Annotated in this window: 22 protein-coding genes; 13 read left to right on the top strand and 9 right to left on the bottom strand. The window is 70.0% G+C overall.

What is annotated here, in order from left to right; translation table 11 throughout:
* The first annotated feature begins 22 nt into the window (after positions 1-22).
* Together NQK81_RS10525 and NQK81_RS10520 are read left to right on the top strand one after the other, a co-directional pair.
* Positions 23-2,839 (top strand): vitamin B12-dependent ribonucleotide reductase, encoded by a 2,817-nt coding sequence (locus NQK81_RS10525; RefSeq protein WP_257488035.1) that lies wholly within the window; start codon positions 23-25, stop codon positions 2,837-2,839.
* An 80-nt stretch (positions 2,840-2,919) separates the two neighbouring features.
* Entirely contained in the window at positions 2,920-3,570 is a 651-nt protein-coding gene (locus tag NQK81_RS10520; protein WP_257488034.1) for a hypothetical protein, read from the top strand.
* Here NQK81_RS10520 and NQK81_RS10515 read toward each other — a convergent pair.
* The 3 genes from NQK81_RS10515 to NQK81_RS10505 are packed head-to-tail and all read right to left on the bottom strand — an operon-like array spanning position 3,558 to position 5,621.
* The gene (locus NQK81_RS10515; protein WP_257488033.1) at positions 3,558-3,914 is read right to left on the bottom strand and encodes a DoxX family protein; all 357 of its coding nucleotides are present in this window, start codon (positions 3,912-3,914) and stop codon (positions 3,558-3,560) included. The two genes, NQK81_RS10520 and NQK81_RS10515, sit on opposite strands and share 13 nt — an antisense overlap.
* A gap of 39 nt (positions 3,915-3,953) precedes the next feature.
* The gene (locus NQK81_RS10510) at positions 3,954-5,003 is read right to left on the bottom strand and encodes a DUF2293 domain-containing protein (protein WP_257488032.1); all 1,050 of its coding nucleotides are present in this window, start codon (positions 5,001-5,003) and stop codon (positions 3,954-3,956) included.
* 18 nt (positions 5,004-5,021) lie between these two features.
* Positions 5,022-5,621: a CGNR zinc finger domain-containing protein gene (locus NQK81_RS10505; RefSeq protein WP_257488031.1), complete on the bottom strand. Its 600-nt coding sequence runs from the start codon at positions 5,619-5,621 to the stop codon at positions 5,022-5,024.
* A 55-nt stretch (positions 5,622-5,676) separates the two neighbouring features.
* On the opposite strand from NQK81_RS10505, the gene NQK81_RS10500 reads away from it, so the two are divergent.
* The gene (locus NQK81_RS10500) at positions 5,677-6,075 is read left to right on the top strand and encodes an SRPBCC family protein (RefSeq protein ID WP_257488030.1); all 399 of its coding nucleotides are present in this window, start codon (positions 5,677-5,679) and stop codon (positions 6,073-6,075) included.
* Here the strand turns inward: NQK81_RS10500 and NQK81_RS10495 are convergent, their stop codons facing one another.
* Positions 6,076-6,660 (bottom strand): TetR/AcrR family transcriptional regulator, encoded by a 585-nt coding sequence (locus NQK81_RS10495; RefSeq protein ID WP_257488029.1) that lies wholly within the window; start codon positions 6,658-6,660, stop codon positions 6,076-6,078.
* 93 nt (positions 6,661-6,753) lie between these two features.
* Between NQK81_RS10495 and NQK81_RS10490 the strand changes: the two genes are divergently transcribed.
* Entirely contained in the window at positions 6,754-7,401 is a 648-nt protein-coding gene (locus tag NQK81_RS10490) for an FMN-dependent NADH-azoreductase (protein WP_257488028.1), read from the top strand.
* Positions 7,401-7,715, top strand: a complete 315-nt coding sequence (locus NQK81_RS10485; RefSeq protein WP_126734905.1) for a DMT family transporter — start codon at positions 7,401-7,403, stop codon at positions 7,713-7,715. Before NQK81_RS10490 ends, NQK81_RS10485 begins: the two co-directional genes overlap by 1 nt.
* Before the next feature lie 46 nt (positions 7,716-7,761).
* Here NQK81_RS10485 and NQK81_RS10480 read toward each other — a convergent pair whose 3' ends face one another.
* Entirely contained in the window at positions 7,762-9,768 is a 2,007-nt protein-coding gene (locus NQK81_RS10480; RefSeq protein WP_257488027.1) for a prolyl oligopeptidase family serine peptidase, read from the bottom strand.
* A gap of 85 nt (positions 9,769-9,853) precedes the next feature.
* On the opposite strand from NQK81_RS10480, the gene NQK81_RS10475 reads away from it, so the two are divergent.
* The 3 genes from NQK81_RS10475 to NQK81_RS10465 are packed head-to-tail and all read left to right on the top strand — an operon-like array spanning position 9,854 to position 11,732.
* Complete coding sequence (locus NQK81_RS10475; RefSeq protein ID WP_257488026.1) at positions 9,854-10,774, top strand: neutral zinc metallopeptidase; 921 nt, start codon at positions 9,854-9,856, stop codon at positions 10,772-10,774.
* Entirely contained in the window at positions 10,771-11,253 is a 483-nt protein-coding gene (locus NQK81_RS10470) for a hypothetical protein (RefSeq protein WP_257488025.1), read from the top strand. The genes NQK81_RS10475 and NQK81_RS10470 overlap by 4 nt, the downstream gene beginning before the upstream one ends.
* Before the next feature lie 47 nt (positions 11,254-11,300).
* On the top strand, positions 11,301-11,732 hold the full coding sequence (locus NQK81_RS10465) for a CBS domain-containing protein (protein ID WP_126734901.1): 432 nt from the start codon (positions 11,301-11,303) through the stop codon (positions 11,730-11,732).
* A gap of 59 nt (positions 11,733-11,791) precedes the next feature.
* On the opposite strand, the gene NQK81_RS10460 is transcribed toward NQK81_RS10465, so the two are convergent.
* The gene (locus NQK81_RS10460; protein ID WP_257488024.1) at positions 11,792-13,357 is read right to left on the bottom strand and encodes a DUF4139 domain-containing protein; all 1,566 of its coding nucleotides are present in this window, start codon (positions 13,355-13,357) and stop codon (positions 11,792-11,794) included.
* Positions 13,358-13,439: 82 nt separating this feature from the next.
* Between NQK81_RS10460 and NQK81_RS10455 the strand changes: the two genes are divergently transcribed.
* The 3 genes from NQK81_RS10455 (at position 13,440) to NQK81_RS10445 (ending at position 17,738) form a co-directional block, all read left to right on the top strand.
* Positions 13,440-15,251: a Xaa-Pro dipeptidyl-peptidase gene (locus NQK81_RS10455; protein ID WP_257488023.1), complete on the top strand. Its 1,812-nt coding sequence runs from the start codon at positions 13,440-13,442 to the stop codon at positions 15,249-15,251.
* Between the two features lie 419 nt (positions 15,252-15,670).
* Positions 15,671-16,525: a M23 family metallopeptidase gene (locus NQK81_RS10450; RefSeq protein WP_126734898.1), complete on the top strand. Its 855-nt coding sequence runs from the start codon at positions 15,671-15,673 to the stop codon at positions 16,523-16,525.
* Between the two features lie 148 nt (positions 16,526-16,673).
* The gene (locus tag NQK81_RS10445) at positions 16,674-17,738 is read left to right on the top strand and encodes a DUF4192 domain-containing protein (RefSeq protein ID WP_257488022.1); all 1,065 of its coding nucleotides are present in this window, start codon (positions 16,674-16,676) and stop codon (positions 17,736-17,738) included.
* Here NQK81_RS10445 and galE read toward each other — a convergent pair.
* From galE to NQK81_RS10430, 3 genes are all read right to left on the bottom strand, one after another.
* On the bottom strand, positions 17,713-18,666 hold the full coding sequence (gene galE / locus NQK81_RS10440) for a UDP-glucose 4-epimerase GalE (RefSeq protein ID WP_371878894.1): 954 nt from the start codon (positions 18,664-18,666) through the stop codon (positions 17,713-17,715). The two genes, NQK81_RS10445 and galE, sit on opposite strands and share 26 nt — an antisense overlap.
* Positions 18,667-18,918: 252 nt before the next feature.
* The gene (gene galK, locus NQK81_RS10435) at positions 18,919-20,100 is read right to left on the bottom strand and encodes a galactokinase (RefSeq protein ID WP_257488020.1); all 1,182 of its coding nucleotides are present in this window, start codon (positions 20,098-20,100) and stop codon (positions 18,919-18,921) included.
* A complete protein-coding gene (locus tag NQK81_RS10430; RefSeq protein WP_126734895.1) occupies positions 20,097-20,816 on the bottom strand; it encodes an iron-dependent transcriptional repressor DtxR in 720 nt (239 codons plus the stop codon). Before NQK81_RS10430 ends, galK begins: the two co-directional genes overlap by 4 nt.
* Before the next feature lie 108 nt (positions 20,817-20,924).
* Here NQK81_RS10430 and NQK81_RS10425 point away from each other — a divergent pair, with 108 nt between their 5' ends.
* A complete protein-coding gene (locus tag NQK81_RS10425) occupies positions 20,925-21,773 on the top strand; it encodes a sulfurtransferase (RefSeq protein ID WP_257488019.1) in 849 nt (282 codons plus the stop codon).
* 55 nt (positions 21,774-21,828) lie between these two features.
* Positions 21,829-23,001, top strand: a complete 1,173-nt coding sequence (locus tag NQK81_RS10420; RefSeq protein WP_257488018.1) for an acetoin utilization protein AcuC — start codon at positions 21,829-21,831, stop codon at positions 22,999-23,001.

Below are 23,001 nucleotides of genomic sequence, written 5' to 3'. Positions count from 1 at the left end.
CGTGGGAGTGAGGGAAAGACCCATGACCGAGACCGTGGGAACAGGCAACCCGGCGACAACGCGGACGAGCGGGAAGAAGAAGCAGGCCGGCGGGCTGACCGTGCGGCGTGTCTTCACCACCGAGGGCGTCCACCCGTACGACCAGGTCACCTGGGAGAACCGGGACGTCGTGATGACGAACTGGCGCGATGGGACGGTCAACTTCGAGCAGCGCGGTGTCGAGTTCCCCGGCTTCTGGTCGGTCAACGCGACGAACATCGTCACCAGCAAGTACTTCCGCGGCGCCGTCGGGACACCGCAGCGCGAGCAGAGCCTCAAGCAGCTGATCGACCGTGTCGTCCACGCCTACGTGAACGCCGGCCGCGAACACGGCTACTTCGCGAGCCCCGCCGACGCCGAGGTCTTCGAACACGAGCTGACCTGGATGCTGCTGCACCAGGTGTTCAGCTTCAACTCGCCGGTGTGGTTCAACGTCGGCACGTCGTCGAAGCAGCAGGTCTCGGCGTGCTTCATCCTTTCGGTCGACGACACCATGGAGTCGATCCTCAACTGGTACCGCGAAGAGGGCCTGATCTTCAAGGGCGGCTCCGGTGCCGGCCTGAACCTCTCCAGGATCCGTTCCTCGCGTGAGCTGCTGTCCTCCGGCGGCACCGCGTCCGGTCCGGTCTCCTTCATGCGCGGCGCAGACGCCTCCGCGGGCACCATCAAGTCCGGTGGCGCCACGCGGCGCGCGGCGAAGATGGTCGTGCTCGACGTCGACCACCCGGACGTCGAGGAGTTCGTGCAGACCAAGGCCCGCGAAGAGGAGAAGATCAAGGTCCTCCGCGACGCCGGGTTCGACATGGACCTCTCCGGCTCCGACATCGCCTCCGTCCAGTACCAGAACGCGAACAACTCGGTCCGCGTCTCCGACGAGTTCATGCAGGCCGTCGAGACCGAGGGCGACTTCGGCCTGCGGTCCCGCACGACCGGCGAGGTCATCGACCGGGTCGACGCCAAGAAGCTGTTCCGCACCATCGCGCAGGCCGCCTGGGAATGCGCCGATCCCGGCCTGCAGTACGACGACACGATCAACGATTGGCACACCTGCCCCGAATCGGGCCGGATCACCGCGTCCAACCCGTGCTCGGAGTACATGCACCTGGACAACTCCAGCTGCAACCTCGCCTCGCTGAACCTGCTCAAGTTCGCCACCGAGGACGGCGGTTTCGACGCGCCGCTGTTCGCGAAGGCCGTCGAGCTGGTCATCACCGCGATGGACATCTCGATCTGCTTCGCCGACTTCCCCACCGAGGCGATCGGCGACACCACCCGTAAGTTCCGCCAGCTGGGCATCGGCTACGCGAACCTCGGCGCCTTGCTGATGGCGCTCGGGCACGCGTACGACTCGGACGGCGGCCGCGCGCTCGCCGCCGCGATCACCTCGCTGATGACCGGCGTTTCGTACCGGCGTTCCGCCGAACTCGCCGCCGTCGTTGGGCCGTACGAGGGCTACGCGCGCAACGCCGAGGCGCACCAGCGGGTCATGCGCAAGCACGCCGCCGCCAACGAACTGGTGCGGACCTATCACTCCAACGACGCCGCGGTCCGCGCGCTCGCCACCCAGGAATGGAAGCGCGGCATCGAACTGGGCGAGACCAGCGGCTGGCGCAACGCACAGGCGTCGGTGCTCGCTCCCACCGGCACCATCGGCTTCATGATGGACTGCGACACGACCGGTATCGAGCCGGACTTCTCGCTCGTCAAGTTCAAGAAGCTGGTCGGCGGCGGTTCGATGCAGATCGTCAACCAGACCGTCCCGCGCGCCTTGGCCGCGCTCGGCTACCAGGGCGAGCAGATCGAGGCGATCGTCGAGTACATCGCCCAGCACGGCCACGTCGTCGACGCTCCCGGCCTGCGCCAGGAGCACTACGAGGTGTTCGACTGCGCGGTGGGGGAGCGGTCCATCGCGCCGATGGGCCACGTCCGGATGATGGCCGCGGTGCAGCCGTTCCTTTCCGGCGCGATCTCCAAGACGGTCAACATGCCGGAGTCGGCGACCGTCGAAGAGGTCGAGGAGATCTACTTCCAGGGCTGGAAGTACGGCCTCAAGGCGCTCGCGATCTACCGCGACAACTGCAAGGTCGGCCAGCCGCTGTCCACCGGCAAGAAGGAGAAGGCCGAGCCCGAGGCCGAAAAGGTCGTCGAGTACCGGCCGGTCCGCAAGCGCCTGCCGAAGAAGCGCCCGAGCCAGACGGTGTCGTTCACCGTCGGTGGTGCCGAGGGCTACCTGCACGCCGGTTCGTACCCGGACGACGGCCTCGGCGAGATCTTCGTGAAGCTCGGCAAGCAGGGATCGACCCTTTCGGGCGTGATGGACGCGTTCTCGATGTCGATCTCCGTCGGCCTGCAGCACGGGATCCCGCTGGAGTTCTACGTTTCGAAGTTCTCGAACCTGCGCTTCGAGCCCGCCGGCATGACCGACGACCCCGACATCCGCATTGCCACCAGCGTCATGGACTACCTGTTCCGCAGGCTGGCGCTGGACTACCTGCCCTACGAAAAGCGTTCGCAGCTCGGCATCTTCACCGCCGACGAGCGTTCGGCGCAGGTCGAGGCGAACTACGGCACGGCGCCCGCCGCCGAACCGGAGAACGTCGACCTCGACGCCCTTAGGTCCACTGTGGACTCTTCCTCCGCGGAGCCCGCCAAGGTGGCGCATTCGACGGCGGAACTGGTCGAACTGAACCTCGGCACCGCCTCCGACGCGCCGCTCTGCATGACCTGCGGCACCAAGATGCGGCCGGCCGGTTCGTGCTACGCCTGCGAAGGGTGCGGCGCCACTTCCGGCTGCAGCTAGCGCACAGCGAATGTCAGGAAAGGGTCGTTCAGGACGATATGTGTCCTGAACGACCCTTTCCTGACACTGGAGGCGATTGCGTGACCATCCCCGACCCGTTCGGCACGCTCAGGCAGGCGCTCTGGATCTGCGGCGGCCAGTGGGCGGGAAAGTCCACCGTGTCCAGGTTGCTGGCGCGCCGTCACGGCATCACCGTCTACCACTACGACTTCCACGATGCCCGCGCTCACCAAGATCGCCGCATCGCTCACCGCGTCCGTAATGGACTGCCCGCCGCGGATCCCGACCCGGAGACCGTCTGGGTGGACACCACTCCCGAACGGATGGCCGCCGAAACGATCGCCGGTTTCCCGCTGCGGTTCGAATGGGCGCTGGACGATCTGCGCGCGCTGGTCTCCGGGCGCCCGATCCTCGCCGAAGGCTGGGGGCTGCGCCCGGAATTGGTCGCGCCTCTCCTGGATTCACCACGGCGGATGATCGTGCTGGTCCCCACCGGCGATTTCCGTGAGCACCAGCTCCGCGTGCTGCCCCGGGCCGGCTCGGTGGCGCACCGGGTCAGCGACCCCGAACGCGCGCAGCGCAACAGGATCGAGCGGGACCGGCTCGTCGCCGACGACGCCGTCCGTACCGCGAAGGATCTCGGCATCCGGGTGCTGGAGATCGACGGCTCACGAGACGCCGAGGCGGTCGCGGACGTCGTCGCCGAGCACTTCGGTCCCTACCTGGCCTGAGCGAGATCGAGCACGAAGGTCGCCACCGCCAGCGCGAGGAATCCGCCGGGGAAGGCGATGTTGTAGAGGACGCGCGCCCGCACGTGAGTGATGACGGCACCGAGGTAGAACAGTACGAGCCCGGCGGCCGCCGCGGTCCCGATGTACGGCACCCCGAGCAGGCCGAGCAGCAGCCCGGCCGCGCCGGCGGCCTTCAATGAGGCCAGCGGCGGGATCCACGATTGCGGGACGTTGACCTCGGCGGAGTTCTTGAGGACGAACGGGACACGCGCGAAATCGGCGGCGGCGATCCCGGCGTTGATGGCGATCGTCGCGATGGCCACGATGAGGTATGCGGTGAACATGCTCCCTGGACGAGGCCCGCGCCCGGACTGTGACAGCGGTCAGGAACGCCAGCGGTCGAGCACCGTGTCGATGGCGGGGCGGATGCGGTCGCGGGCGGACTGCCGCTCCACACCCGCCATGAGGAGGTCGTCGTACTCGGTGTCCAGATGCCGGATCGAGGCGACGACGGCGAGGAACACCGCTCGCTCGGCCAGTTCCCGCCCGGCGGCCGACCGGCCCACCCGGCCACTGCCTCGCTGGCCGGCATGTTCGGCGATCGCGCGTGCCCGCTCCGGTGGACAGCCGGGGAACATCTCCGTGATCGCGGCGTGGAACCGGGCGGTGAACTCGACGTCCTCGTGGGCGCGGCGTTCGCGATCCCGGCCGCGGCGCCGTTCCCGGACGTCCTCGTCGGCGAGGCATTGTTCCTCGGCGTCGCGCAGCGCCGCTTCCTCGACCAGGAGTCCTTGCCGCTCACTGCGCTTCCGTGACCGGTTGAAGCGGACGACCACGGCGGAGAGGCGGCTCGCCTTCTTCGCCCGGCGGGTCAGGGCGGTGTCGCCGGCGGGCAGGAAGACCAGGTGACCGAGGTCGGCGCAGTCGAGGCAGTGCGGCTTTTCGTTCTCCATGAACAGCAGGTCGCCGGTGCCGCCGCAGTCGGCGCACGTCCAGTCCTTCAATGCCACGGAGACGACGAGGTCCGGTGCTTTTTGTTGCCGGGCGAGCACTTGCGCACGTTTTGCTTCGGACAGTCCCGGCATGAGCCACTGCGTCCGGAACAGCGGTTCGAGACCGGCCAGTCCGCCCGAAGTCACCCGGAGGGCCGCCCGGTCGCGGGTCGCGCCGACATGTTCGATCTCCGAGCTTTCGAGGGCCTTTTCCCGCGTCCATCGGTGAAGCGCGCCGAGGGCGAACTCCAGTTTCTCCGCGCTCACCGGCAAGGCGGTGGACAGGTCGGGGATCCGGCCCTGCTGCCAGCTTTTGAGCATGCTCTCCGGCAGCCAGCCGATTCCGTTCAGGACGTCGAGCGCGGTCACCGATTTCCGTTTGGACAACAGCTTTTCCGCCGTCTCCACGACGCGCTGTTCCAGTTTCGCCTCACCTTGCATCGCCGGGAATCGTAGCGATCAGGCGGTCTCGGTCCGCGCGCGGTACGCCCGGATCTTGGCGCGGTTGCCGCAGCGCTCCATCGAGCACCAGCGGCGGTTGCCCGAGCGGGAGGTGTCGAAGAACAGCAGGTGGCAGTCGTCGGCGGAGCATTCGCGGACACGGCCCGACCGCTCGCCCGCGACGAGGCCGATGGCGTCGCGGGCGACGGCGCCGAGGAGTTGTTTCCCGGTGACGGGCGGCGCCCAGGCGAGCCGCCGTGTCCCCGGGTCGACGAGCGGCCTCGGGGTCTCCGCGGTCCCGCTGTTCAGCAGGGAGAGGTCGTCCTCCGACGGCGTTTCGCCGCGGGCGAGGGCGGGTACGACGCGGTAGAGGGCGCCCCGGAGTTCCTTGAGCGCCGCGAGTTCGGCGGGCCGGATCCGGACGTCGGTCAGGGGAGCGGTCAGCGCCAGCCGGGAGCCGGTGAACCACTCGGCGAGGTCGGACGGCGTATGCGCGATTTCGTAGCGCTCGTACGGGCCGGGGCCGCCGGTCAGCATCAGTTCGAGGCTGAGGCTGCCCGGATCGAACCGGTACCGCTCACCCTGGGCATTGACGAGCAGTCTTGTTCCCGGAGTCATGTAACCACTATAGTCGGTTTCAGAAACCAGGTAAGACGGTTACGGCGGAGGCGTGATGATCGGCAAGACGAAGGACGCGGGCTGGGAGATCGGCGTGTCCAAGACGGTGGCGTATCCGCTGGAGCAGGTGTGGGAGTACCTCTCGGGTCCGGGCCTGGCGGCCTGGCTGGGTGACGTGCGGCTGGAGCCGGAGAAGGGCGCGCCGTACGAGACGGCCGACGGCACCGTCGGCGAGGTCCGCGGCTACCGCGAGCAGGAGAAGATCCGCCTCACCTGGCGTCCGAAGGACTGGGATCACGAGAGCACGGTCCAGGTGGGGCTCCGTCCGGCCGGGCCGGGCAAGACGGTCGTGGTCTTCCATCAGGAACGGCTCACCGGCCCGGAGGAGCGCGCCGCGCAGCGTGAGCACTGGCAGGCCGTGATGAAGCTGGTCGTCGACGGTCTCGCCGGCTGATCAGGAGAGCGTTCGCCGGGCGAGCTCGGCCAGGGTGTCGGTGATCCGTTCGGCGCTCAGGCCGAGTTCGCCTGTTTGGTGGAGAAAGACGTCCGCGGCGAGCGGCGCCAGCAGGATGTCGGCGAGCGCGTCCGGATCCTTCGCTTCCGCCTGCTCGGCGAGATGGCGGACATGGGTGCGCCACAGCCGGTACGGCCCGCTGGTGAAGCGCGAATGCCCGACCTCGGTGCCGAGGACGAGATGCGCGTGCCGGGCGAGCAGTCCGATCATCGCCGCGTAGAACGCGGCCAGCCGTTCGGCGGGCGGCGCGCCGGGTCCCACTGGGGGAGGGCCGGTCAGCAGTCGCTCCTGTAGTTCCCGCTCGTGCTCGTCCAACAGGGCGACGGCGATCGCCGAGCGGTCCGGGTAGCGGCGGTACAGCGTCGCCCGGCCGACCCCGGCGGCTTTGGCGATGTCCTCCATGGTGACGTCCGCGGCCGGGCGCGCCGCGAAGAGCTCTTCGGCGGCCTTCAGGATCTTCGCTCGGTTGCGGGCGGCGTCCGAGCGTTCCCGTCCCTGGCCGGTCGCGAGGAGATCTTCGGGCATGTCCGCAGCCTAGGGAATATCCGGACGCGGCGTCCACTTGTACCCGGCGAAGCAAGTGGACGCCGTGTCCACTTCATGGTCCGGGAGGCCACGATGAGCCACCTTCTCCACCTCGACTCCAGTGCCCGCAGCGCATCGTTCTCCCGCGAGCTGAGTGCTCGGTTCGCCGAGGTCTGGCGTGCCGCGAACCCGGGCGCCGGCTACACCTACCGTGACGTGGCCACCGATCCGGTGCCGCCGATCGGCCAGGCCTGGACCGAGATCTGCGACGCCCTCCTCCAGGCCGGGATCACCGACCCGGCCGGCTACGCCTCGGTGGTGAAGACGCCGGAGCAGCGCGAGGCCTGGGCGGTCATCGAGCCGCTGCTGGCCGAACTGCTCGCCGCCGACGTCGTGCTGATCGGCGCGCCGATGTACAACTTCTCGATCCCCGCGACGCTCAAGCTGTGGATCGATCAGGTCACGTTCCCGAAGATGTCCTTGGCGGGCAAGGCTTTCGTGGTCGCGGGAGCGCGCGGCGGTACCTACCTGCCCGGCACGCCGCGCGAGCCGTTCGACCACCACGAGCGCTACCTGCGCGACTTCTTCGCCGGGCACTACGACGTCCGGGACGTCACGTTCCTGAACTCCGAACTGACGAACGCCCTGGTCGACCCGGGGCTGAGCCCGCGGGATCCCGAGCGGATCGCGTCGCGGGAGCAGGCGCTCCTCGGCGCCGAAGAGGCCGGAAGGGAAGTCTGATGGGCTGGGGAATCCTGCTCCTGGCGGGAGCCGTCGAGGTCGCCTGGTCGCAGAGCATCAAGCCGACGGAGAACTTCACCCGGTTCTGGCCGACCGTGCTGTGCTTCGTGCTCGGCGTCGCCGCGGTCTACCTGCTTTCGAAGGCGATGGACTCGCTCCCGGTCGGTACCGCGTACGCCGTCTTCACCGGTATCGGCGCGGTGGGCGCGATCGTGTTCGGCATCGTGATCCACAAGGATCCGCTCAGCTTCGGCCGGTTCGCCGCGATGGCGCTGATCGTCGGCGGGGTCGTGCTGGCGAAGGTCGCGGAGTGACCCCGGGAAGGGGACTTTCCCGCCGGAAAGTCCCCTTCCCGGTGGGTCAGGCGAGCTTCTCCCACAGGAATTCGAGCATCAGCGCCCATTTGTGCGCCAGCTGCTCGTTGTCGGCCGCCGCGCCGTGGCCGCCCTCGATGTTCTCGTGGTACCGCACGTCGTGTCCCTGCTCCAGCATCCGCGCGACCATCTTGCGGGCATGCGCGGGATGCACGCGGTCGTCCCGCGTGGACGTGACGAACAGGACCGGCGGGTATTCGCCGTCACCGCGGACGTTCTGGTACGGCGAGTACTTCCCGATGAAGTCCCATTCCGCCGGGTCGTCGGGGTCGCCGTACTCGGCCATCCACGACGCGCCGGCGAGGAGCTTGTGGTACCGCTTCATGTCCAGCAGCGGCACCTGGCTCACGATCGCGCCGAACAGGTGCGGATAGCGCGTCAGCATGACACCCATCAGCAGCCCGCCGTTGCTGCCGCCCTGGATGCCGAGGCGCGCGGGTTCGCTGATGCCGCGCTCGACGAGGTCGGCGGCGACGGCCGAGAAGTCCTCGTACACCTTGTACCGCTTGGCTTTCGTCACCGAGGTGTGCCAGTCCGGCCCGTACTCGCCGCCGCCGCGGATGTTCGCGACGACGTACGTGCCGCCGCGCGAGAGCCAGCCGCGGCCGATGACGCCGCTGTAGCCGGGAGTCAGCGAGACCTCGAAGCCGCCGTAGCCGGTCAGCAGCGTCGGCCCGCCTTCGGCACCGGAGGGGCGGACGACGAAGTACGGGATCTTCGTGCCGTCTTCGGACGTCGCGAAGTACTGCGAGACCGTCATTCCTTCGCTGTCGAAGAAGGCGGGAGCGCGCTTGAGGACCTCGACGTCGCCCCCGACGTGCCCGTAGCTCAGCGTCGACGGCTGGGTGTAGCCGCTGGAGTCGAGCAGGTACTCGTCGCTGACGTCGGGGTCGGTGCCGGTGATCTGCGCGGTGCCCAGTTCCGGGGCGCCGGCGAGCGGCTGGGAGGCCCAGCCCACGGACGGCGTGAGCACACGCAGCTCGGTCCGGACGTCGGACAGGGTCGAGAGCAGCAGGTGGTTGTGCGTCCACACCCAGTACTCCAGGGACGTGTGCGCGTCCGGTGTGAACAGGGTCGTGAAAGTGCGCTCGCCCGCCATGAACGCGTCGAATCCGCAGGCGAGCAGAGCGCCGGAAGGGTACGTCGTGCCTTCGACGGTCCAGTCCGAGCGAAGCCGGATCAGCAGCCACTCGCGGTGCGAGGACGTCTGCGCGTCTTCGGGGACCTCGATACGGTCGAGCCCGGCGGCCGTCCGGACATACCTTTCCGTCCGGTAGAAGTCGATCGACCGGTAGACGAAGTCACGCTCCCAGCCTTCGGTCGGGTCGTGGTGGGCGGACACGGAGACGTCGTCCGTCTTGCCCTCGAAGACCACCGTCGCCTCTTCGAGCGGGGTGCCGCGCCGCCATTCCTTCGCCAGCCTCGGATAGCCCGAATCGGTCAGCGTCCCCGGACCGAAATCGGTGCCGACGTAGACGCGGTCGCGGTCGATCCAGCCGATCCTGGTCTTGGCCTCGGGTACGAAGAAGCCGTCTTCGACGAACCGGCGCTCGCCGAGGTCGAACTCGCGGACGACGGTCGCGTCGGCGCCGCCCCGTGACAGTTCGACCAGCGCGCGGTCGTAACCCGGGCGGAGGACGGCCGCGCCCTGCCACACCCAGTTCTCGCCCTCGGCCTCGGCCAGCGCGTCGACATCGAGGAGGAGCTCCCACTCCGGCGTGTCGAGCCGGTACTGCTCCAGGGTGGTGCGGCGCCACAGACCGCGGGGGTTGGCGGAGTCCTGCCAGAAGTTGTACAGGTATTCGCCGCGGCGCCGGATGTACGGGATGCGGTCGTCGGCGTCGAGGACCTCGCGGACCTCGTCACGGATCCCGGTGAACCGCTCGCCACCCGCCAGTTCCGCCAGCGCCTCCGCGTTGCGGGCTCGCACCCAATCCAGCGCCTTCTCGCCGGTCACGTCTTCCAGCCACAGGTACGGGTCCTCGTCGCTCATACCCACAGTCTCGCCGGGTGCCGTATCCCGGCGCCACCAGGTGTGGCATTCCGTATGCTGTGGACTCGCACGTTTGGGGGACAGCATGGACGGCACCGACGAGGTACCCAGACCGTTCGCGCCTTCGCCATCTCGCCGGAACCCTGGTGCCGCCGTGGTCGGTCTGCTCATCGTCGCCGCGCTGACCGGCACCGGGATGGCGATGGCGGGTGGACCGCGGACGGTCGTCGGCCAGGCCCTCCCGGTGCCCGGCGCGTACACCTCGGAAGGGGCCAAGGCGCCGGCCGGGAACGCGAAGCCCGCGCCCAAGGAGGTGCGGGAACTGGAGACGAACCCGCTGCTGGCGGACGGGGTCGCGCTGGGCGCGGTCACCTGCCGGCTGCCCGCGATCAGCCGCGAGCCCGCGAAACTGGAGACGTACTACAAGACGTTCGTGGCATGTCTCGCCGAAGCCTGGAAACCCGCACTGGACCAGGCGAACGAGCCCGCGCTGACGGTGACAGTGCAGGTGACGCTGCCCGAGACCAGCGCCTGCGGGAAGGCGCCGGGCGAGAACGAGGCCGTCGCCTACTACTGCGGTGGCGACACCACGATCTACGCGCCGACCCAGTGGATGCTGGGCGACGCCGGCCTCGAACGGTCCCGTCACCTCGCCACGATGGCCCACGAGTACGGGCACCACGTCCAGCGGTCCAGCGGGATCCTGTCGGCCGCCGCGGAGAAGATGTCGTCGCCGAACGAGGACAGCCCGGCCGACAAGGAACTGGTGCGCCGCATAGAACTGCAGGCGAACTGCTTCGGCGCGCTCGCCCTCGCCGCCGCCGCGGGGCGCGGGTCGATCAGCAGGGCGCTCGCCGACGCCGCCCTCGACGACTACGGCCGCGCCGACGACAGCGACACCCACGGCAGCCGTCGTAACCAGCTGAAATGGGCGAAGGCCGGGTACTCCGGGAAGACGACGTCAGCGTGCAACACGTGGGCGGCCCCGGCCTCGGACGTCAAATGACCGACGAGGTGATGGCCGAGATCAACGCCGGCCTCCAGGCGCACATCTCCGGTGACCGCGCCGGAGCGCGCGAGAAGTTCGCGGCGCTGTGGGAACGGATCGGCGAGGACGGCGACCCGCTGCACCGATGCGCGCTCGCGCACTACATGGCCGACGTCTGCGACGACCCGGCCGACGAACTCGCCTGGGATCTGCGCGCCCTCGCGGCGGCCGATTCGCTCACCGACGAACGCGCCAAGGAGTACCACGCGACGCTGGCCGTGCGCGGCTTCTACCCGTCGCTGCACCTCAACCTCGCCGAGGACTACCGCAAACTCGGTGATCACGAGTCCGCGAAGGCCCAGTGGGAGCTCGGGCGGGGCACCCTCGGCGCGCTCGGCGACGACCCGTACGGCACCGGGATCATCCAGGCGTACGACGCGCTCGCGGCCAGGCTCGGTCTCGAACCGGACTCTCCGGACTTTCGCGCAGGGCGGTGAAGCCATAACCTGGAGTGACTCAGGTCACCCATCCGGGAGGAGCGCGTATGCGGATTTCCGATCTGTTGCGGACCAAGGGGGCGGCCGTCGCGACCGTCTCGCCGGAGACGAACGTCACCGAACTGCTCGAAAGACTGGCGGAACACAACGTCGGCGCGCTGGTGGTCGTCGACGCCGACGGCGCGATCGTCGGAATCGTCTCCGAACGGGACGTGGTGCGACGGCTCAACGAGCGCGGACCCCAGCTGCTCGACGGATCGGTGTCCGCGATCATGACGAAGATGGTCGCGAGCTGCACCCCCGAGGACTCGGTCGATCAGCTTTCGGTCCTGATGACCGAACGCCGCATCCGGCACGTCCCGGTCGTGGTGGACGGCAGGCTCGCGGGGATCGTGAGCATCGGCGACGTCGTGAAGACCCGGATGGAGCAACTGGAGAAGAGCCAGGAACAGCTGGAGGCGTACATCTCGCAGGGCTGATCGGCTCGTGAGTGGTAAGGACGGTTCTAACCGTCCTTACCACTCACGAGGCGTCTGGGTTACTCCCGCCACCCCGACAGCTCGACGCCCTTCGCGACGTCCACCCGGTACCCGAGCGTCACGACACTCTTCGCGCCCGGAGCGAGCGTCAGCCGCCAGGTGAACTCGCCCAGCTCGGTCCGCTCCACCGGCTCCGGCGTGGTGCGTACGTCCCGGACGGTGATCGCGTCGTCCCGGGAGACCGGCGCCTGATCCAGCACGGTCACGACCGCTTCGCGCGGGCTGTGGTTGACGATCGTCGTGGTGTAGGCGGCTTCCCGCTTGCGGACCCCGGACAGCGTCGCCTTGCTCGCCGTGCGGTGCGTGAGCTCGCGCTCGACCCGGATCCGGTCGTCCACGCCGAGGGCGAGTTCGAGTTCCTCACCCGGCGCCCAGACGTCCAGCCGGGTGGTGCCGACGAACTCCGTCTCGTGGAACACCGACGCCTTCCCCGGCCGCAGCGTGTGCTCCGAAGTGTTGACCACGGTCGCCCGCAGGAACGCCTCCGGCGACACCACCGGAGCGGTGACGTAGCCCAGTTTCGCGGTCAGCTCCAGCTGTGCGAGCGTCGTGCGGTAACCCTGCGCCCCCGAGGGGACCGCCACCGGGCGGCCCGGCCGGTAGGTGACCGCGGTGGTGCCCTGTTCGACGGACGCGGTCCGCGCCGCCATCGCGGGCGCGCCGGGAGCCGGCATGCCCACGGACTCCGGGATCCCGCCGCCCGCGGGCGACGCGCCGCCGTACGCCATCCGTGCCATCGACGGCTTGTACTCCGGCACGCGGTCGAGGAACCACGGATCGAGTTCCGGCACCTCCACGGTGTTCGCCGGCCGCGCGGTGGAGAGGGCCAGTTCGCATTCCGGCCAGTCCTCGCCGGTGTGCTGGGTGATCCGCCCGTACCAGGTCAGCGAGACGTCCTCGCCGCGGACGCGCACGTCGTAACCCGGCTCCCAGCTCGCGTTCGCGACCACATAGGACAGTTCGAGGCCGATCTCCGCGCCGTTCTCCTGCGGCTCCAGCTCCACCGTGACCGTGGCGCTGTCCACTTCGGACGTTCCCTGTTTCGCCTCGATCTCGCGGTCGAGCGCCTTGAGGTCGTCACGAAGCCGGGCGAGGCGGATGCCGAGTTCGCGACGCTTTCCGAGCGCCTCGGCCAGCTGTGTGCCGAGCGCGTCGGTGACTTCGGCGACCCGGGGCGGTTCCGCCGTGCCCGCCGCGAGCGCCTTCGCGAAACTCTTGCCGCTGCGTGCCGCCAGCCCGGTCAGCAGATCGACCTTCGCCGTCTCCGCGGCGACGGCGTCCGCGACCTCGTCGACCACCGCCTGATCGGCGCGCCGCTGCTCGGTCAGGGCGCGCAGCGAGGCGTCCGCAGGCGCGGGATGGCGCTCGACGGCGACGTCGACCCCGGCGATAACCGCCGGTCCGGAACCGGTGACGCGGACCGAGTCGGTGTCCAGGTTCCACGGCAGGCCGGCGAAGGCGAAGCGCGTTTCGCCGTCGAGGGCAGCCGAAGCCCGCCTGGTGATCCGGGCGTGGTGCGGGTAGACGGTGACGGCGACGATCGGTGCTTCGAGAGTGCTCGGCATGCCTCCGACGTTAGTCTCTTGACACCCGTTCGGGTGGCCGGAAACCTCAGCTGGGTCTTGCCCGCCCGCCATTGGGGGTCCTGTGAGAGTCGCCAGGCTCGCTGCCCTGTTCACCGCCGTCCTGGTCCTTCCGGCGACGGCGTTGCCCGCTCAAGCCGACGCGCCGCCGTCGCCGGTCTTCAAGGACGGCCAAGCCCAGCCGGTGTTCGACCCGGCGGACGTCATCCGGGAGAACGTCTGGGTCACCGCGCCGGTCGACAGCGACCGTGACGGCAAGGACGACCTCGTGCACGCGGAGGTCGTGCGGCCTCGCGCGACGCAGCAGGGCATGAAGGTCCCGGTCGTCTACCAGGCCAGCCCTTACTACGCGGGCGGCAACGACGTCGCGAACCACAACGTCGACGTCGAGCTGTACGTGCCCGGCGCGAAGCGTCCCCCGGCGGGCCCGCGGATCGCGACCAAGACCGTCGGCCCGAACGCGGCGCCGATCAGCTGGCGGTACCAGGACTACTTCACCGCCCGCGGCTTCGCCGTGGTGTACGGGGAGTCGCTCGGCAGCGGCCAGTCCACCGGCTGCCCGAGCAGCGGCGACGTCAACGAGACCATCGGCGCGAAGTCCATTGTGGACTGGCTGAACGGCCGCGCGACGGCACGGGACGCGGCGGGCAAGGCCGCGGTCGCGGACTGGAGCACCGGCAAGACCGGCATGATGGGCGTGTCCTACAACGGGACGCTGCCCAACGCGGTGGCCAGCACGGGCGTGGAGGGGCTGGAGACGATCGTCCCGATCGCGGCGATCTCCAGCTGGTACGACTACTACCGCAACGACGGCGCCGTCGTCGCGGCGGGCGGGTTCCAGGGCGAGGACGCGGACGTGCTCGCGGACTACGTCTACACGCGCGAGGATCGCGCCGTGTGCCGTCCGCTGATCGACGGCATCGCGGTCGACCAGGACCGGGTGACCGGTGACTACAGCCCCTTCTGGGACGCGCGGAACTACCGCGACGACGTGAACAAGGTGCGGGCCTCGGTGCTCGTGGTGCACGGCCTCGGCGACTGGAACGTCAAGACCGACCAGGGCACCCGCTGGTACGAGATGCTCAAGGCGCGCGGCGTCGAGCACAAGATCTGGCTGCACCAGGCCGGGCACTCCGATCCGTACAGCCTCCGCCGCGACGTCTGGCTCGCCACGCTGAACAAGTGGATGTCGCACTACCTCTACGACGTGGACAACGGCATCGAGCGCGAGCCGAAGGCCACCATCCAGCGTGAGGACAAGTCGTGGGTGGACGAGCCGGAGTGGCCGCTGCCCGGCACCCAGGACGTGAAGCTCTACCCGTGGCCCGGCGGCTCTTCGAAGGGCAAGCTCGACACGCGCAACCCCGTTCCGGGCAAGGCCGCCGTCGAGACGCTGGCGGACGACGCGAGCAAGACGATCGAACAGCTGGCGGCCGCGGCCTCGTCGGGCAACCGGCTGCTGTACTCGACCACCGCGGCGAAGCAGCCCGTGCGGCTTTCCGGAACCGTGAAGACCGACCTGTCGCTCTCCTTCGACAAGCCGGCCGCGAACGTGACCGCCGTGCTCCTCGACCGCGCCCCGGACGGGACGGCGAAGGTGATCACCCGCGGCTGGACCGACCCGCAGAACCGGCGCGACCCCGCCCGCACCGACCCGATCACCCCCGGTGAGAACTACAAGGTCGAGGTGGAACTGGTCGCTAAGGACTACCTGCTCGCGGCCGGGCACAAGATCGAGTTCCTGGTGGCGTCCAGCGACCACGACTACACGCTCCGGCCGAAGCCGGGCGCCGGTGTCTCGGTCGAGCTGAACCGCAGTTCGCTGGTGCTGCCGGTGGCGGGTGGCAAGCCCGCGCTGCGAGCCGCCTTCGGCTGAGCGGGCCGGCTTTCCGTGAAGGCCTCCTTTCCTACTTTCAAAGTAGGGAAGGAGGCCTTCGCTACGTCACGTCGCGGCCGTAGGCGTGTCGCGAAAGCCACTTTCGCAACCTCCAGCGTTGTGAAAGTGGCTTTCGCAACGTCACGCCGCGGCCATCGACCCCAGCCAGAATCCACTGGGTAACCAAACCCCGGACGACACGGAACACGCACGGCCGACGACGGGCGTTGCCGACGGCCTCGCAGGCGTCGCGAAAGCCACTTTCGGGACACCTGATGTCTCGAAAGTGGCTTTCGCGACACGCGATGCGGGCGCGCGGCTGCCGGAAAACCCCGACCCGACCTCGGGCTTGTACGGAAAATGTATTTCCTCCGGCTTTGCTTCGGGCCGTCCGGCTTCCCCACCTGATGGAGGTCTCCATGTCCAGGTTGCGCCGTTTCGCAGTGCTCGCCGCGGCCGCCGTCATCCCTGCGCTCGGCCTGACCCTCGCCGGTACGACGCAGGCGTCGGCCGCCCCGAACTTCCAGGTCCCGTTCAAATGCGGCGTCACGGTCACGGCGGCGACGTTCAGCGGGCACAGCCCGGCCAACTCGGTCGACTTCCAGAAGTCGGGTATCACCGGGATGCCGGTGCTGGCGTCGGCGGGCGGCACCGTCACCCGGGTCGCCAACGAGGGCAGCACGAGCTACGGGCGCTGGGTCGAAATCGACCACGGCGGCGGCTGGCGTACCCGGTACGCGCACTTGTCGACCCAGTCGGTCTCGGTCGGCCAGGCCGTCAGCCTCGGCAAGCAGATCGGCACGGCCGGGGCGACCGGCGGCGTGACCGGTCCCCACCTGCACTTCGAACAGCGGCTCAACGGGGTCGCGCAGAAGGCGGTGCTGCACGGGGTCGCGGTGCCGTACTACGGCCACACCAACTTCACCAGCAAGAACTCGTGCGGCGGTAACCCGTACTCGGCCACCGAGGTGTGCGGCAGCGGGTTCTCGGTCGTCGACTCGCAGGCGCTCGCGAACGGGTCTGGCACCGCGTACCTGCTCTACAACGCGTCGACCAAGGCCAACTGCGTCACCACGCTGAAGGCGGTTTCGCTCGGTACCGCTTCGCCGGTTTCGGCGTTCCTCGAAGTCCAGGGTTCGGCTCGCGTGACCGACTCCGGCAGCTTCACCTACTACGCCGGACCGGTGAAGAAGACGGCCGCCGCGACCTGCGTCAAGTGGGGCGGCTCGGTCGGGTCGAACACCTACGAGAGCCCGTTCGAACACTGCGGCTGACCCCGCGGGGCCGGGCACTGTAGATCACCCCACCGACAGGATCGGCGTCCCCGCGTCCGGCCCGCGGCGGTTGTCCACAACGGTCCCGGCTGTCCACAGATTGTCGTGCCCTCACCCGGCGGCCCCATTCCCGCCGCAGGGTGGGGGCATGACCACATCCACTCCGACCGGCAGGACCAAGGTCGATCTGACGGATCCGGCGGACCTGCTCGCCGCGATCCCGTACCTCCTCGGCTTCCACCCCGAGGACTCCGTCGTCGTCCTGGGCCTGCGCGGCCCGGGACGTATGCAGCAGGGCCTCGTCATGCGAGCGGACCTGCCGCCGCCCGGCCTGGAACACGACGGGGCCCGTGACCTCGCGGTCAGGCTCGCCGTGACCGGCCACACCGGTGCCACCGTCGCGGTGATCGGCGGTGGCACCGCGAACAAGGCCGGGCGGCCACCACGTCGGCGGTTCGTCCGGCGCCTGGAAGCCGTGCTGGCCGAGTACGAGATCTCGCCGAAGCATTCGGTGTGGGCGCCGCGGATCGCCGCCGGCGTGCGCTGGGGCTGCTACCGGGAAAAGACCTGTGGCGGACTCCTGCCGGACCCGCGCGACTCGGTGGCCGCCGCGGTCGTCACCGGTGCCGGGCAGATCACCCACGCGAGCCGGGACGAGCTCGAGGGCCTCTTCGATCCCGTCGCGCCGGAGACGCTCGCCCGGCGTGCCGATCTCCTCACCAGGATGGCCGACCCGCCGTGGCGAGGCCGGGATCCCGTCCAGGCGGGAGTCGCCGAGGTGAACGCCGCGCTCACCCGGGCGGACGGCGGCGACCTGGCGATCACCGACGACCAGGCGGTCCGGCTGGCCTGGGCGCTTTCCCTGGTCGAGGTCAGGGACGCCTGTGTGCTCACCGCCGCGCCGGCGGACTCACGGCTCGCCCGCGCCGCGGAGGACCTCTGGCTCACCTTGGCCAGGGAACTCCCGGCGCCCGAAATGGCCGAGGCACTCGTCCTGAAGGCGCACGCCGCCTATGTCCGGGGTGATCTGGCGACCGCCGGGATCGCCCTGGCCAGGGCCACCGAAGCCGACCCCGATCACGGGCTGGCGAGGCTGCTGACCGCGGCCCTGCACGCGATGGTGGAGCCGTCCGAGCTGTCCGGAGCGGTCCTGCGGCAGCGAGCCGGAGGACCGCCCGAGATCGGCCTCAGGCGTTCCGGCGGGACCGGGTGAATGCCCAGGCGTCGGCGACGATGCCGTCGAGGTCGGTGCGCTCGGGCTTCCAGCCGAGTTCGTCCCCGGCCCGCTCGCTGGAGGCCACCAGCACCGACGGGTCGCCCGCCCGGCGCGGAGCGACCGCGGCGGGGATCTCGTGGCCGGTGGTGCGGCGGCACGCCTCGATCACCTCGAGCACCGAGAAACCGGTGCCGCTGCCGAGGTTGTAGATGCGGTGTTCGCCTTCGGCCGCGTGGCGGAGGGCCAGCTGGTGCGCGTCGGCGAGGTCGACCACGTGGATGTAGTCGCGGATGGCGGTGCCGTCCGCGGTCGGGTAGTCGTCACCGAAGATCTGGATCCGCTCGCGATCCCCGGTGGCGACCTGGAGTACGAGGGGGATCAGGTGGGTTTCGGTGGTGTGCCGCTCGCCGAAGGAGCCGTAGGCGCCGGCGACGTTGAAGTAGCGCAGGCTGACGGCGGCGATGCCGTGGGCACGCGAGAACGAGGTGATCGCGTGGTCGATGGCCAGCTTCGTCGCGCCGTAGGTGTTGGTCGGCTGGGTCGGCGCCGTCTCCGGGATGGGGGAGGACTCGGGCTCGCCGTAGGTGGCCGCGGTGGAGGAGAACACCAGCCGCTTCGTGCCGTGGTCGCGCATCGCTTCGAGCAGGCGGAGCGAGGTCAGGACGTTGCCTTCCCAGTACTTCGCCGGATCCGTCATCGACTCGCCGACCAGCGACTTGGCGGCGAAGTGGAGCACACCGTCGAAGCCGTCGCCGAGCATCCGCCGGGCGACCTCGGCCGCGTCGCCCTCGACGAAGGTGGCGTCCGGGTGCACCGCGTCGGCGTGCCCGGTGGAGAGGTCGTCGACCACGGTGACGTCGTGCCCGGCCTCGACGAGGCGGGCCGCGCAGACGCTGCCCACATAACCGGCTCCGCCCGTCACCATCAGCTTCAGGGTCTTGGTCGGTTCGTCGGTCACGTTCGCGCCTTTCTGCTGCGGATGCGGTCGCGGCTCAGTGTCCTCGCCCCCGGCCACCGGCCGCGCCCCGGGGTGCGGTCCACGGAGCCCGGCCTCAGCGTGTTACGCCTTCAAGCACGCGAGTTACGTCCCCAAGCACGCGTGTTGCGGGCCTGGACACGCGAGTCACGCCGAAGCGGCCTTCGCGGCACGCCTCGGCATCACGGGGCAGCCCCCTCGCTAGAGCTCGTCGCGGCCCGCGCCGCGCGACGGCACGGCGGTGAACAGCCTGGGGTGGCGCAGATCCGCCGCTTCGTACGCGGCCTTCACCGCTCGCCCGACGGCGTCCACATCGGACTCGCGGACCAGCGCGATCGCCGAGCCGCCGAAGCCGCCGCCGGTCATCCGCGCGCCGAGCGCCCCGGCTTCGCGGGCCGAATCGACGGCGAGGTCGAGTTCACGGGTGGAGATCCGGTAGTCGTCGCGCATGCTCGCATGCGAGCCGTCGAGGTGAGGACCGATCTCGGTGATGCGGCCCGCCCGCAGCAGGTCCACGGTGTCGAGGACGCGCTGGTTCTCCGTCACCACGTGGCGTACCAGGGGCACGAGTTCTTCGGGCAGCTTGCCGAGCGCGGCGTCGAGCCCGTCGACGTCGATGTCCCTCAGCGCCTTCACCTCGAGCAGTTCCGCGGCGCGTTCACAGCCCCGGCGGCGTTCGCCGTAGCCGCCCTCGGCGTGCGAATGCTTCGTGCGGGTGTCCATGATCAGGATCCGGACGCCGGATTCCTCCAGCGGGAACGGCACCTGTTCCAGCTCGCCGGAGCGGACGTCGAGGAACAGCACGTTCGATTCCGTGCAGCACAGGGAAGCGGTCTGGTCGAGCAGGCCGGTCGGCGCCCCGACGAAGTCGTTCTCCGAACGCTGCACCCAGCGGGCCACTTCGTGCAGGCTCGGCGAAGCCCCGCCGGTGCCCGGAGTGGTACCCGCCAGCCCCAGCAGCGCGAGCGCGACGGCGCATTCGAGCGCGTGGGAGGAGGACAAGCCCGCCCCCGAGGGAACGTTGCCCGCGATGGCCACGTCCGCGCCGCCGCCGAGGCCCTGGTCACGCAGGACCCACGCGACCCCCGCCGGGTACGCGGCCCACCCCTCGACCGAGCCGGGCCGCAGGTCGGCGACCGTGAGCGGGCCGGATTCCTGGACCCTGCCGTCCGAGCCGAGGGTGGCCACGGTCAGCACACCGTCCTCGCGCGGCGTCGCCGCGGCGGCGAGCCGGTGCGGGAGGGCGAAGGGCAGCACGAAACCGTCGTTGTAGTCGGTGTGCTCACCGATCAGGTTCACCCGGCCCGGTGCGGACCAGACCCCGGCCGGAGCCCGGCCGTGGAGGGCCTGGAAGGTCTCCGCGGCGTCGGACGCGGCGCTCACCTGGCCTGCGCCAGCACGGCGTGCAGCGCCGACACGGGCACCTGCGCGGTGCTGCTCCCGCCGGTGACCTCGATGGTGCCGCCGGGCGCCGTCTTGCCGACCTTGACCCGGCTGCCGGGCACGATGCCGACCGACTTGAGCTCCGTCATCAGCGTCTCGTCCAGCTGCACGTGCTCGGCGATGCGGCGGATCTCGACCTCGCCGCCACCCATGCGGGCGAACTCGTCGAGCCGCACGAGGTCGGCTTCGGCGGGCGGAGCGGGTTCGCCGTCGCCGAGCTTGTCGAGCCCCGGGATCGGGTTGCCGTAGGGCGACGTGGTGGGGTGGTCGAGCAGCTTGACCAGCTTGCGCTCGACGGCCTCGCTCATCACGTGTTCCCAGCGGCAGGCCTCGTTGTGGACGTGCTCCCACTCCAGGCCGATGACGTCGACCAGGAGGCGCTCGGCCAGCCGGTGCTTGCGCATGACCGCGATGGCGAGTTCGCGACCGTGCTCGGTCAGCTGCAGATGCCTGTCGTCCGCGACCACGACCAGTCCGTCGCGCTCCATCCTGGCGACGGTCTGGCTCACGGTCGGGCCGCTCTGCTGCAGCCGCTCCGCGATCCGGGCCCGCAGCGGGACGACACCTTCTTCTTCGAGCTCGTAGATGGTACGCAAGTACATCTCTGTGGTGTCGATGAGATCGTTCACGCTGTCCCCTTCGTCCGCGTTGCTCATCGTAGTCGCTGGCACCGACAGCGACGCAGGCGTGGGGAGAACAAGCATCGAGGCGGGAAAAGTCCCCCAAGCTGGGCAGGGAGCCCTGAGGCACGGAAAGATGGGCCCATGCGCCCCATGATCACCACCAGCGAACTCGCCGCGCGGCTCTCCGGACCGGAATCGGCACGCTCCGTAGTGCTCGACGTCCGCTGGCGGCTCACCGGTCCGCCGGGCGCCGATTCCTACCGTGAGGCACATCTCCCGGGCGCGGTGTACGTCGACCTCGACACGGCGCTCGCCGGGGAGCCGGGCGACGGCGGCCGTCATCCGCTCCCCGAGCCGGAGACGCTGCAGCGGCATCTGCGGGCGGCCGGGGTCCGCGCCGGTCACCCGGTCGTGGTCTACGACGACGCCGACGGTTCGGTCGCGGCCAGGGCGTGGTGGCTGCTTCGGTGGGCCGGGCACGCCGAGGTCGCCGTGCTGGACGGCGGGTTCGCGGCCTGGGCCGAGGAGGAGCGCCCCGTCACCGACGAGGTGCCGACGCCCGAGGAGGGGGACATCGTCGTGAAGCCCGGTGGCATGCCGGTGCTGGACGCGGCCGAGGCGGCGACGCTCGCCAGGGACGGCTTGCTCTTCGACGCGCGGGCCAGGCCCAGGTACGCGGGGGAGACCGAGCCGATCGACCCGCGCGCCGGGCACATCCCCGGCGCGGTCAACGCGCCCTTCTCCGGGCACCTCGGCGAGGACGGGCGCTGGCGCGACGCCTCGGAACTGGCCGAGCGGTTCGAAGGCCTCGGCGTGACCCCGGAGACCCCGGTCGGTGTCTACTGTGGATCGGGCGTCACCGCCTCGTCCGTCGTGCTCGCGCTGGAGGTCGCCGGCCATCCGGAGCCGGCGGCGTTGTACGCGGGTTCGTGGTCGCACTGGTCGCGCGATCCGGAGCGCCCGGTGGCCACCGGGGATCTGCCCGGCTGACCCGCGGGCGTCCGGAACGACGCACGGGCCGCGTCCGGGCACTAGAGTTCGGACCATGCGAGCACCGGCCGTCGTATGGGACTCCTCGCTGCTGGGCTACGACCTCGGCGGCGAGCATCCGTTCAATCCGGTGCGGCTCGAACTGACCATCCGGCTCGCCACCGAGCTCGGCGTGCTCGACGGCGTCGAGCTGCTCGTCCCCGGCCCGGCCGGGGAAGACGAGCTGCGCCGCGTGCACCTCGGCGAGTACATCGAGGCCGTGCGGCAGGCGCCGATGACCGGCGCCGACTTCGCGCACGGGCTCGGCACCGAGGACAACCCGGTGTTCACCGGGATGCACGAGGCTTCCGCGCTGGTGGTGGGCTCGACGCTGCTGGCCGCGCGGAAGATCGCCGAGGGCGAGGCGACCAGGGCGGTGAACATCGCCGGCGGGCTGCACCACGCGATGCCGGGCAAGGCGTCGGGTTTCTGCGTCTACAACGACTGCTCGGTGGCGATCTCGTGGCTGCTCGACCACGGTTTCGACCGTGTCGCCTACGTCGACACCGACGTCCATCACGGCGACGGCGTGCAGACGGCGTTCTACGACGATCCGCGCGTGCTGACCGTTTCCCTGCATCAGCACCCCTTCACGTTGTGGCCGGGAACGGGCTACTCGGCGGAGATCGGCAAGGGCGGGGCCGAGGGCACCGCGGTCAACCTCCCGCTGCCGCCCGGCACCCGCGACGGCGGCTGGCTGCGGGCGTTCGAGGCGGTGGTGCCGTCGCTGCTGGAACAGTTCCGGCCGCAGATCCTCGTCACCCAGTGCGGCGTCGACTCGCACGAGGAAGACCCGCTGGCGGATCTCTCGCTGTCGGTGGACGGCCATCGCGCCATCTACCGGCGGCTGCGCGAACTTTCCGAAGCGCACGCCGGTGGCCGCTGGCTCGCCGTGGGCGGCGGTGGTTACCAGCTGATCCGAGTGGTGCCGCGCTCCTGGACCCATCTGCTCGCGACCGTGCTCGGCCGCGACGTCGACCCGGCGACGGCGCTGCCGCCGAACTGGGTCGCGTCGATCTCCAGGGCGGCGCCGCAGGCAGAGCTTCCGGCCGGCATGTCCGACGGCCGCGAGACCACGTTCGTCCCGTGGGGAGACGGAGCGGACGAGCCGGTCGACATCGCCATCCGTGACACCCGCCGCGCGATCTTCCCGCTGCACGGCCTCGATCCGGACGATCCGAGGGACTGA

The organism is Amycolatopsis roodepoortensis, from assembly GCF_024628825.1.
In the GTDB taxonomy this organism is placed as follows: Bacteria; Actinomycetota; Actinomycetes; order Mycobacteriales; family Pseudonocardiaceae; genus Amycolatopsis; species Amycolatopsis roodepoortensis.
The sequence above is the reverse complement of the archived record's forward strand: the minus strand, read 5'-3'. Positions and strand labels throughout refer to the sequence as shown.

Bases quoted from the DNA above. Each gene is read 5' to 3' on its own strand.
- NQK81_RS10525 (WP_257488035.1), top strand. From the start codon at position 23: ATGACCGAGACCGTGGGAACAGGCAACCCGGCGACAACGCGGACGAGC.
- NQK81_RS10515 (WP_257488033.1), bottom strand. From the start codon at position 3,914: ATGTTCACCGCATACCTCATCGTGGCCATCGCGACGATCGCCATCAAC.
- NQK81_RS10510 (WP_257488032.1), bottom strand. From the start codon at position 5,003: ATGCAAGGTGAGGCGAAACTGGAACAGCGCGTCGTGGAGACGGCGGAA.
- NQK81_RS10505 (WP_257488031.1), bottom strand. From the start codon at position 5,621: ATGACTCCGGGAACAAGACTGCTCGTCAATGCCCAGGGTGAGCGGTAC.
- NQK81_RS10500 (WP_257488030.1), top strand. From the start codon at position 5,677: ATGATCGGCAAGACGAAGGACGCGGGCTGGGAGATCGGCGTGTCCAAG.
- NQK81_RS10495 (WP_257488029.1), bottom strand. From the start codon at position 6,660: ATGCCCGAAGATCTCCTCGCGACCGGCCAGGGACGGGAACGCTCGGAC.
- NQK81_RS10490 (WP_257488028.1), top strand. From the start codon at position 6,754: ATGAGCCACCTTCTCCACCTCGACTCCAGTGCCCGCAGCGCATCGTTC.
- NQK81_RS10485 (WP_126734905.1), top strand. From the start codon at position 7,401: ATGGGCTGGGGAATCCTGCTCCTGGCGGGAGCCGTCGAGGTCGCCTGG.
- NQK81_RS10480 (WP_257488027.1), bottom strand. From the start codon at position 9,768: ATGAGCGACGAGGACCCGTACCTGTGGCTGGAAGACGTGACCGGCGAG.
- NQK81_RS10475 (WP_257488026.1), top strand. From the start codon at position 9,854: ATGGACGGCACCGACGAGGTACCCAGACCGTTCGCGCCTTCGCCATCT.
- NQK81_RS10470 (WP_257488025.1), top strand. From the start codon at position 10,771: ATGACCGACGAGGTGATGGCCGAGATCAACGCCGGCCTCCAGGCGCAC.
- NQK81_RS10465 (WP_126734901.1), top strand. From the start codon at position 11,301: ATGCGGATTTCCGATCTGTTGCGGACCAAGGGGGCGGCCGTCGCGACC.
- NQK81_RS10460 (WP_257488024.1), bottom strand. From the start codon at position 13,357: ATGCCGAGCACTCTCGAAGCACCGATCGTCGCCGTCACCGTCTACCCG.
- NQK81_RS10450 (WP_126734898.1), top strand. From the start codon at position 15,671: ATGTCCAGGTTGCGCCGTTTCGCAGTGCTCGCCGCGGCCGCCGTCATC.
- NQK81_RS10445 (WP_257488022.1), top strand. From the start codon at position 16,674: ATGACCACATCCACTCCGACCGGCAGGACCAAGGTCGATCTGACGGAT.
- galE (WP_371878894.1), bottom strand. From the start codon at position 18,666: ATGGTGACGGGCGGAGCCGGTTATGTGGGCAGCGTCTGCGCGGCCCGC.
- NQK81_RS10430 (WP_126734895.1), bottom strand. From the start codon at position 20,816: ATGAGCAACGCGGACGAAGGGGACAGCGTGAACGATCTCATCGACACC.
- NQK81_RS10425 (WP_257488019.1), top strand. From the start codon at position 20,925: ATGCGCCCCATGATCACCACCAGCGAACTCGCCGCGCGGCTCTCCGGA.
- NQK81_RS10420 (WP_257488018.1), top strand. From the start codon at position 21,829: ATGCGAGCACCGGCCGTCGTATGGGACTCCTCGCTGCTGGGCTACGAC.